We start from the raw sequence: 9,791 nt of genomic DNA, 5'->3' as shown, positions 1-9,791 counted from the left end.
GGTTTTTAGTGAGCGAAGACTTCCGCCCCCGTTGACTAACCTTTCGTTCAAAGTCAGTTTGCGCTAGCCCAGCCTGGTACTCACTATTTAGCCGGTGAAGTTCGTTAAAGATGGTGGTCTTACTAAAGCCTAAGTAGTTAGCGATGTATCGCAAGGAACGTCCTTCATTATGAAGCGTTTCAATGACAACACGGTTCTGGAATGATAAAATAGTGGTGCTCATCAAGGTCCTTCTTTCTAATGGATTGTGTGGTAACACCATTAAAGACCTTGATGGGTTTTTCTGTCCACTTAAATGTTCAACTTAAATTTTACAATCTGCCAAATAAAAAAGTGGGTAAATGAAAAATGATCATGATGTATACACAGTCAGGGTGTCATTCTTGTATGACATCTCGTCGATGGTTTAATAAACACGGAATCAGATTCCAAGAAAAAAACTTTAGTAAACACCCTCCAAAACTATAAGTAAAGAAAATAGGGTCCCTATTTCTTTTAATACCGTATTTCACACGGTATCGAATAAAGGTCGTCCGTTTAATACCTGTATTTCGGGACACATCAATGTCACTCATGCCAGCTCGATAAAGCTTAAAAGCATGTTGCAAGCGGGGATCGTCTTGGGTGTATTGGGGTTTGCGGCCATGATATTTACCTTGCTGTTTGGCAAGCGCAATGCCTTGTTGCTGTCGCTCAATGATCCGCTTACGTTCACTTTCCGCCTGGTACTTATACAATTCAATGATGAGGTTAGTCATAAGTTGACGCAAATTAGGGTCAGTAATTCCAGTCATGGACGGCAAATTTAACACATCTAGGGTGGCACCCTTATTTTGAATGGTGTTCATGATCTTAGTTAAATCCTGGTTGTTTCTGCCTAAGCGATCTAATTCAGTGACCAGGACAATATCACCCTCACGAATATAGCCAGCATTTTTTGCAGTTCTGGCCGATTAGTGTTAGCTCCACTTAATTTATCCGTAAATAATTTATCAACGCCTTTTAAGGCCGCTAGCTGTCGATCTAAATGTTGCTCCTTGGAACTCACACGCGCATAACCGATTTTAGCCATTTCCAGTTCTCCTTTTGGACAGTTCTAGTGAACATTTATAATTCCTAGTATAGCACAGAAATAAAAAAGTCCAATAGGGTATACCCTAGTGGCCGTCACGTTAACTTATTGAAAATAGAAAGATTCTACTTTCCCTAAATGCTCTTATGTCAATAAATGCCCACCATCATGTGTTAAAATCACTTGCTGGTTGCTTTCTAGATGAATTTTCGGAACGCTAAACATTGGAATCCCTCTCTTCGATTGATGGTTGTGGTAACTTCAATCTAACAGATTGGGGTTCTTTTTTTATCACCCAACAGGTGAAAAGTGAAAACATTAGACAACGTTGATACTACAGTAACTGTCGTAAATTTTTGGATTTATATGAATAATTCAGGTTTAGCTTAGCAACCAAAGGATTCCTGTAATTGCATGTTGTATTTGACTTGTATCAGGCAATTCTTGTTCATCAATTAGGTAATTAAAACTACCCAGAATAAGTGAAGTTAATAATGACATTTCAAACTTATCAGGTTTTTCCTCCAGCATACTTACAAGATTGTTTCTTAAAACCCTTTTTATCTCACTACTCAAATCTTTGCTATCCAATTGAATAGAGCGCAATGCTAAAATCTTTTCACGTTGTTTGATTAAAAGATTTTTTATATCAGGTGCCAATATGGATGTAATGCTCAAAAAGTTTTGATTTTGTTTATTTAAATTACTTCTTTTCTTCAATACTGAATCATAAGTCGACACAAAATCCTGAATCATTTTCGCGGCCAAGTGATACTTATCCTGATAGTGCCTATAAAATGTCTGACGATTGATCAAGGCTTTATTAGAGATATCAATTACCGATACATTATTAAATCCCTGTTGTCTTACTAATTGTATAAAAGAATTTTCAATTAACATTTCTGTTCTCTTATTTCTTAAATCAGTCATAAGTTCCTCCTTTTCTCCAAACATCAGTATAGATCCATATGTAACTTAAGTATACACAAATAACATTTTGTATGCCTAAGTGACGTTTCAAAAAAAGTTGTCTATGTCTTTCCAAAATAATGTCCACTATTATTAGTACTTAGCTTAAAAGGGAGGAATATCAGATGTTCGATGTAATTCGTAGTAAAAGATATTGGTTAGCATTATTGCTTGTTGGAGCAATTATTGGAATAGTTTCATTTGCCTTAATTGGCATACGTAACTCTGTCAAAGTAAAACAAATTCCTGTAGCACTTGTCAACGAAGACAAAGGAACTCTCAGCAATAAAATTGAAAGTAAGTTGCGAAAGAAATTCAATGGAAAAGATTCAAAAATCAAATGGGTATCTCCACAAAAAGATGGTTTTAATGATCAAAAGTATTATGGGGCTTTCATTATTAGATCAGGATTTTCAAAAGAGTTACAGCAGCAAAATGAATCGCTAAAGGCCCAAATTATTAGCCAAAAGCTCACTACTCTTCAAAAAAAGGAGGAATTACCAGATTCTGCAAAATCACAATTGCTTCAAGCTAAATTTGTTACACAGAAACCCGTTCACCCTGCACAGATTAAGATCAGTATTAATCAAGGAATGAATGCTCAAATATCGCAATTGCTATCCCAAGCACTTCCTCAGATTGCAAATGCGCTTTCATCACGAATTAGCGCACAGCAACAAAGTGTTCTTAGCAAAAATAAGATTAATTTATCCGCAAAATCTTGGGATTTGGTTTCGACCCCTATTAGTGTATCTACTCATGAGTCTAATAAAATTGAAAAGAACACGGTTAATGGCACAGCACCCATGCTTCTAGTGGCATTGGCGTGGTTTAGCGCTTTAATTCCCTCTCTTATTTTATGGCGCGAACATACAAAAAGAAGTGCTTCAAAATTTTTAAATGCTACAACAATAACTAGTCAACTAATTACCGGTTTGGTAGCAAGTATTCTTTCAGCAACAGTTGGGTTCTTATTTGTTAATGTATGCTTTAACCTAACAATTCCAAACCCAATTAACTTTATCGGATTAATGTCTATTAGTATCTTTGTCTTTTATCTTATTATAACGTGTGTCCTGGATTGGTTGGGATTTGCTTTCTACCCATTACTACTCGTAGTCTGGTTCCTAGCAAGTTCCGTGATGTCTTATGCACCGGAAGCCCTTGATCCTTTGTACCGAAAGGGAATTTACAGTTGGGTTCCAATGCGATTTAGCATGCAAACACTAACAAATACTTTGTATTTCCATAATGGATCGAGTACCACCATGTCATCATTATTAGTCTTGTTAATAATTGGATTTGTCGCTGCTATCTTGATGTATAGTTCAGGATACTTAAAACACTATTTGTTCACGGTTATCCCACACCGCAAAATAAATAATTAAACAAAACATGAAACCCAATTATTCATATCATCAAAATAGCCAATCAATTGATTGACTATTTTTGATGATCCATTTAGCAACAATTCCCTCAAAAAAAGAGAGTGTGAAATATTTTGTGTAAATGTATATAAAAATTCTGAATTGTATAGAGGCAGAGAATGTTCTTGAGGTATACCCTATTGGCTAATCACACATAAAAGCTTTCTTATATCATTATTTTTTTGGCAGGTACTGTGTAGGTGGAAATGAACGAATGCTTTAATAGTTTTGTGTCACAAAATAAATTTTGGAGATTTTCAGCACTCCAGTAGTTCAATGATTCCTGGCATATTCCATCAGCAAGTTTATATATTGCGTCTTTTAACAATTGGAGCTTACTTTCAGAAACTACATGAACTTTAAAGTTGGTATGTGCATCTGAAGCAAAGATGATAGAGGGGTGGAAAATAATGGAATAGAAAGTTTGACTCTGATATTTTTCCGCAAACCAATTCGAAGATGTAGTTATTTGTTCTACATCACCTTTAAAGATTTCATCACTAGCTCGTCGATTTTTATCTTCTATGACAATCTGTGTGCTTTGATCCAGCCAAAGATTATCAGGACCGCCTTCTTTGATAGCCGTTTCTGCCTCAGGCTGACTAGAATCAAATCCTAATAATTCTCATAATCTTTGAATGCTTGCTCTAAAGTTTGTTTCGTCGGCATAGTTTGTATAAAGCAGGTCATCATTAATAGCTCGAATATGTGTAGCTAAATCATTGCTATCTTCGAAGTCATACTTTTTTATATATGGTAGATTGCAAGAATTAACCGAACACTGCGAACTGCTGAAAAACCTTTCGTGGTGATTGCCAATTGAGTGTTTTCATTGGTCTTGCATTAATCCAATGATTAATTTGATCTAATTCTTTGGCGCTAACCGTCTCAATTTTTCGCTCCTTTGGTATGAATCGCCGAACGTATCGGTTTAATATCTCATTACTCCCACGTTCTTCTGGTGAGTATGGGTGTGCAAAGTAAACTGGAATGCCTAGTTTTTGCTCGATTTCATCATATTTTACAAACTCTCGTCCTCGATCAACAGTGATTGACTTAGCATTCTCGATCCCTTGAAAAAAATGAATTAATACTGGTGTCACTGCCTGAATATTGCGACCACTAACTTGCCTCACAATATGTTGCCGACTTAATCTTTCTGTGATTGTGACAAGCACTTCACCACGTTTCTTACCCGATTGCATCGTATCAACTTCAAAGTGACCAAAATCCTGCCGTGCTTGAACACTTTTGGGTCTTGATTCAATTGAACGGCCGTGAACAAATACTTGACGTCTGCCATCAGACTGACGTTTTTGACGAATACCTTTGTCAGGTAAATCAGCTAATGACAGTTTGAGTCGGCCAGCATTGAGCCAATTATAAATCGTTTTGAAAGGTAACCCTAAAACATGAGCAGCAGTTTCTGGTGACCACTTTAAAATGCCAATGTGCTCATTCAAAAAGACAGCGATAGCTGGTGTTAGTGTGTGATGACGGCCACGTAGATGACGTTTTTTCAATGCCAATGCATGAGCAATATCAGCTTTATAGGGCGTGACTTGATGAATTTCAACAGAGACCGTCGCAGGTGATCGGTTAATAAAACGCGCGATGGCACGAATCGAATAATTCAATTCCAGCAAAGTTTGAATGACAGTACGTTCTTGAGATGATAAACTAGTCATGATTCGCAGTTCCTTTATGGTTGTTTTGGACAATTACCATTAAAGGCACAATTCACATAGGGAGAAGACCATTGAAATCCACCATTTTACTAGTCGAAGACGAGGCGGGCTTAGCCGACTCACTCAAAACCGAATTTGAGCTCGAGAACTTCAATGTGTTCTGGGCCAATGACGGCCTAATCGCGCTGGACATGTTCCGGCAAAACGAGGCCCAGATTGATTTAATCATTTTGGACTGGATGCTGCCGCACATTCAAGATCAAGAAACCCAGCTGATTACTGTATTGATTGGCATTGGCTGGATCGCGATGGTGGCGATATCGCGGGTGTATCTGCGCGACCACTACCTCTCTGATGTGCTCGCCAGTGTCTGCTTAGCTAGCGGCTGGTGGTTGCTGGTCACACCTGCGGAAGCCTTTATTCAAGCTAAAATGCGGCAGTTTTTACCGGAAGGGATGTTGAAATCATGGCCACATCAAAATTAACGATTGTTGTTCCTGCTTACAATGAAGAAGAGGTGCTGACGTCCTCGGTGCAAAAATTACTGGCCGTTGAAGACCAAATCGCCGCGCAAACCGTCCTCGGTCAGCGTGCCGACATCCTGATCGTCGATGATGGTTCCATGGATCACACCTGGGACATCATCGAAAAACTGCACGCCATGAATTCTCGCGTGCGCGGACTGCGTTTTTCCCGCAACTTCGGCCACCAGTCGGCGCTGATCGCCGGCATGAGTGAAGCCGTGAAAACCGCCGATATGATTGTCACCATCGATGCCGACCTCCAAGATGATCCCGACAAAATCGGCGACATGGTGGATGCCTATGCGGATGGCGCCGACATCGTCTACGGCGTCCGGAACAACCGGGAAACCGACAGCTGGTTCAAGCGCACCACGGCCCAAGGCTACTACAAGACACTCAAGCTGCTGGGCGTCGAACTCGTGCCCAATCACGCCGACTTCCGCCTGATGTCCAAGCGCGCCGTTGAAACCTTCCTGCAGTATCCAGAACGCAACATTTTCATTCGCGGCCTGATTCCTAAGCTCGGCTTCAAAACTGCCGAAGTCTTCTACAAGCGCGCGCCGCGCATGGCCGGCGAATCCAAGTACCCGCTGAAAAAGATGCTGGCTTTTGCCTGGGACGGCATCACCAGCCTAACGATTGCGCCGGTGCGGCTCATTCTCATTCTGGGTACCTTGTCTTGCCTACTGGCGGTGGGCATGGTGGTTTACGCCATTGTCATGAAAATGCTGGGGCTCACCGTGCACGGCTGGTCGTTGTTGATGGTGTCGCTGTGGTTCGTTGGCGGCATCCAAATGATCAGCCTCGGGGTGATTGGTGAATACACCGGCAAGCTCACCACCGAAGTTAAACATCGCCCGCGCTACACGGTGCAAACGATTCTGGATTAAGGTGAGGGTATGAAAAAGATTAAACCCGCCTTTCTGCCAGCAATTTTAATCCTCTGCCTGCTCATTGGCAGCATCGGTAACCTGACCAGTGTGCTCGGGGTGCCGGCGCTGTTGGTGGTAGTGCTCCTGGGCGCCCCGACTTGACCATTTGTCTACAAGGCAGCTGCGCTGGGGCATTGGCCTTGGCTTACTGGCGATGCTGATTGCCCAGGTGGTCGTGTTGCACGTGATGCCCAACACCGTTTACCACGATCCGTACCGGGTACTGTCGCAAGCCGACCAGCTCGCCGCCGGCCACATGACCTGGGATATCACCTACTTCTGGCGCTACGCCAATAACGTGCCGCTGGCTTATCTGCTCTCCCTGTGGTTGCGGCTGACGCAACTGGTGGGCTTAAGCACCAATCTTTCGGTGCACCTGCTGAGTATCTTGGTGTTGGACAGCTTTATTGCCCTGGCGCTGCATACGATTTGGCAGCTCAGCCAGCGCGCCAGCCTGCTGGTCGTGGCCTTCGGTTTCTTTGCCTTGTCGCCGTTTGCCTACACCTACTACCTGCAAGTCTTTTACTCCGACTTACCGACGATGCTGGTGCTGCTCATCATCATACGCAGCCTGCTGAACTGGTCGCAGAAAACATCGCGCCAGCGCTGGTTTGCCGGCAGCGGACTAGTTGTTGCCGTGATGCTCGGCGCCATGCTCAAGCCTAATCTGGTGGTCTTGTTGCCAGCTCTGCTGATTGTCGGCCTGATTCTGGCCCGTCAGCACCTCTGGCGACAAGCCAAACTGACCCTGCCCATCCTCTTGATTGTGCTGGGCTTCGGGCTGAGTCTGCCGGCGACCAAAGTCTTTGACGTGGCAGCCAATTATCAACCCCGCACCGCCTTTTCGTTCCCGGCGACCAACTGGATCTTGATGGGCTACAACCAGCACAGCAACGGCGTCTACTCCGGCAAGGATGTCGGACGTGCCATCAAGCAGCCCAGCCAAGCCGACCGCCAGCGGTACAATTTGAAAACCATCCCCAAGCGCATCAAAACTCTCGGGGTGGTTGGCGTCATCCGGTTGTGGGTAGTGAAGTTAGGCATCGTGCTCAATGTCCAAGGCATTCAGCGCTGGTACAACGGCGGCTTCCGCGCCGCACCTAGTTGGTACAGTAATCATGCTGGCTTCTATCAGGGACTGACCGTGATTGGCTATGTGGCCGCGACCCTGCTCATGTGGGGCGCACTGATGCTGAAGCTCTTGCGGTGGCGGCCAGATCTGACCGACCCGCATCAAATCCTTGCACTGCTGGCGGTGACCACTGCCCTTGGCTACCTGGCTTTCCACACCCTACTGTGGGAAGTTGAACCGCGCTATGGTCAAGCCATTTTGCCGCTGCTCTGGGTGGCTTTGGCGGCCATCCCGCGTCAGGCCAGCCAGTCGCGTCCCCGCTGGGCGAACCAAGCTAGCCTCCTCAATGTCGCCACTGCTTCACTCGTCGCCTTTGGGGCCGCTGGTGTGCTTGGCGCTCAGCTGCCACAAAAGCAAGTGATTGCCGCCCAGCGCAGTCAGCTATCCGTGCAGTATCACGCCAAGCCCAAGACCGTGACGCCAGGCACCGTGCTGGCAGAGGTGGTCGATGTGAACGCGCCAGCGAACTATTTTTCCGTTCAGATTCATGCTGGTAGTCAGGTGCAAGTCACCCTCACTAACCTTGCCACCGGGCAACATTATCGGTTAACGATGGCTGGCAGTGTGGCCCTCCTGCACCACCAGCTCGCCGCTGGGCAATATCGGATTACCGTTCAAAACCTCACCACCCGCGGCCAGCAGGTCGATGTGACCCACACCTACCATTATCAGCTCGCTGCTCACCCGCTAACGGTGAACGGCCAATCGCAGCCCACCGCCTCGTTGATTTATACCTGCATGCAGCGCTGAGAAAGGAGCCTTTTTATGGAAAAACCAATCACTACCCTTTACAGCAAATACGATACAGCCTTGCGCTACCTGATTGTTGGAGTCCTCACCACCGGCATTAATGTGGTGCTGTTCTTCGGCCTGACTCACCTCGCGATGCCGTGGTTCTGGGCGAACATTATCGCCTGGGTCCTCAGCGTGCTGTTTGCCTTCATTGCCAACAAGAAAGTCGTGTTCAACTCCGCCGACATGACCTTCCGGACTGTGGTCAAAGAAGGCGCCAGCTTCTTCACCTTGCGCGGCGCGTCACTGCTGGCGGACACGGCGATTTTGTTCATCGGCCTCACCTTAATGCACGGTTCGCCGCTGATTGTGAAGCTGATCGACCAGGTCGTCGTCATCGTGCTCAATTATGGCTTCAGCAAACTAATTTTCGCTTAACGTAAAAATGGTCCCAGCAGTGGAAACTGCCGAGACCATTTTGCTTGGCTAGCCAAGCTTGATGCCGGCATCCGCCAGCGCTGCGTCGACCACGTTCATCACAGCCAGCGAATGCGCCATCCGCTGCTTGGCGGCAGCCAAATCGTGATGCGCAATCATCGTTTCGAACGCGACGAACTCTTCGTACATGCGGTGCCGGTCAGCTACCATACCTTGATCGACAAAATTTTCTTGCACATATTTTGTCAGTAATTCTTTCTGTTCGGATTCACTTAATTCTACCGGTAAAGCCACGTTAAACTCTTTTGCATACCGTGAGTTTGATTTACGATCTTTCTTTTCAACTTCATTCCACAACTGCTCTCGATCACTCGCCCATTCAGGTGAATTTTTTGGCGTCAAAATAAAGCTTTCTGGCATGATCGATCGGGTATAAAAATAGTGGCGACCTTCCTTATCATCAAATAGCTTTTCACCACTTCGATAAGCGGCACTGGCAATCGCACTTCGTCCTTTACCAGCACTAATATTACTAAAACTCATGTGGAATATTGCCATGTCAGTCACCGTCTTCCTTTGATTCTATGGGTTTTGACCTTGTTGTCGCCATCGGCGACTTCTAATACAGGATTTTAGCACGATTTACCCCACAAGAATTTAGTGGGGTATAAGTGCGCATTAACTCGTTTCACTCGGTCTGCTGATTACCCACCACTAATTTTAGTGTTCTTTATCTAGTTTCATTAACTAGGCCTGCTTTAAACACACTCTTTAGCCATAATAGCTCTCATTGATTCGTTATTAATTTTAACTAGATAATTAAAACAATTAACAACATGAGATACACTGAAAAATGGCCAGATGAGTATCTTTTTAC

8 protein-coding genes and 3 pseudogenes are annotated in these 9,791 nt (G+C 44.6%); 6 read left to right on the top strand and 5 right to left on the bottom strand.

Going from position 1 to position 9,791, the window contains the following annotated elements; genetic code table 11:
* A partial coding sequence (locus tag JCM11969_RS14945) for a helix-turn-helix domain-containing protein (protein ID WP_082409408.1) occupies positions 1-223 on the bottom strand: 223 nt, incomplete at its 3' end.
* Positions 224-348: 125 nt separating this feature from the next.
* On the opposite strand from JCM11969_RS14945, the gene JCM11969_RS20555 reads away from it, so the two are divergent.
* Positions 349-468: a glutaredoxin domain-containing protein gene (locus JCM11969_RS20555; protein ID WP_116843365.1), complete on the top strand. Its 120-nt coding sequence runs from the start codon at positions 349-351 to the stop codon at positions 466-468.
* Between the two features lie 23 nt (positions 469-491).
* Here the strand turns inward: JCM11969_RS20555 and JCM11969_RS14940 are convergent.
* Both JCM11969_RS14940 and JCM11969_RS14935 read right to left on the bottom strand, forming a co-directional pair.
* Positions 492-1,072: pseudogene (locus JCM11969_RS14940) on the bottom strand (recombinase family protein); the annotation flags it as partial.
* A gap of 381 nt (positions 1,073-1,453) precedes the next feature.
* Entirely contained in the window at positions 1,454-2,002 is a 549-nt protein-coding gene (locus JCM11969_RS14935) for a TetR/AcrR family transcriptional regulator (RefSeq protein ID WP_054712411.1), read from the bottom strand.
* Positions 2,003-2,166: 164 nt separating this feature from the next.
* On the opposite strand from JCM11969_RS14935, the gene JCM11969_RS14930 reads away from it, so the two are divergent.
* A complete protein-coding gene (locus tag JCM11969_RS14930) occupies positions 2,167-3,429 on the top strand; it encodes a YhgE/Pip domain-containing protein (RefSeq protein ID WP_054712408.1) in 1,263 nt (420 codons plus the stop codon).
* 809 nt (positions 3,430-4,238) lie between these two features.
* Here the strand turns inward: JCM11969_RS14930 and JCM11969_RS14925 are convergent.
* Complete coding sequence (locus JCM11969_RS14925; protein ID WP_054712405.1) at positions 4,239-5,156, bottom strand: IS30 family transposase; 918 nt, start codon at positions 5,154-5,156, stop codon at positions 4,239-4,241.
* Positions 5,157-5,227: 71 nt separating this feature from the next.
* Between JCM11969_RS14925 and JCM11969_RS20780 the strand changes: the two genes are divergently transcribed.
* The 4 genes and pseudogenes from JCM11969_RS20780 to JCM11969_RS14905 all read left to right on the top strand — a co-directional run bounded on the left by JCM11969_RS20780 (position 5,228) and on the right by JCM11969_RS14905 (position 8,914).
* The gene (locus tag JCM11969_RS20780) at positions 5,228-5,641 is read left to right on the top strand and encodes a phosphatase PAP2 family protein (protein WP_046870789.1); all 414 of its coding nucleotides are present in this window, start codon (positions 5,228-5,230) and stop codon (positions 5,639-5,641) included.
* Positions 5,623-6,570, top strand: coding sequence for a glycosyltransferase family 2 protein (locus JCM11969_RS14915; RefSeq protein ID WP_054712399.1), 948 nt, complete (start codon positions 5,623-5,625; stop codon positions 6,568-6,570). The genes JCM11969_RS20780 and JCM11969_RS14915 overlap by 19 nt, the downstream gene beginning before the upstream one ends.
* 9 nt (positions 6,571-6,579) lie before the next feature.
* A pseudogene (locus JCM11969_RS14910) lies at positions 6,580-8,494 on the top strand (glycosyltransferase-like membrane protein).
* A gap of 15 nt (positions 8,495-8,509) precedes the next feature.
* Positions 8,510-8,914: a GtrA family protein gene (locus JCM11969_RS14905; RefSeq protein ID WP_054712396.1), complete on the top strand. Its 405-nt coding sequence runs from the start codon at positions 8,510-8,512 to the stop codon at positions 8,912-8,914.
* Between the two features lie 198 nt (positions 8,915-9,112).
* Here JCM11969_RS14905 and JCM11969_RS14900 read toward each other — a convergent pair.
* Positions 9,113-9,472 (bottom strand): annotated as a pseudogene (locus JCM11969_RS14900) (MobA/MobL family protein); the annotation flags it as partial.
* Positions 9,473-9,791: the final 319 nt, after the last annotated feature.

Origin of the sequence: Secundilactobacillus paracollinoides DSM 15502 = JCM 11969 (assembly GCF_001311135.1) — a bacterium.
Classification (GTDB): Bacteria; Bacillota; Bacilli; order Lactobacillales; family Lactobacillaceae; genus Secundilactobacillus; species Secundilactobacillus paracollinoides.
The sequence above is the reverse complement of the archived record's forward strand: the minus strand, read 5'-3'. Positions and strand labels throughout refer to the sequence as shown.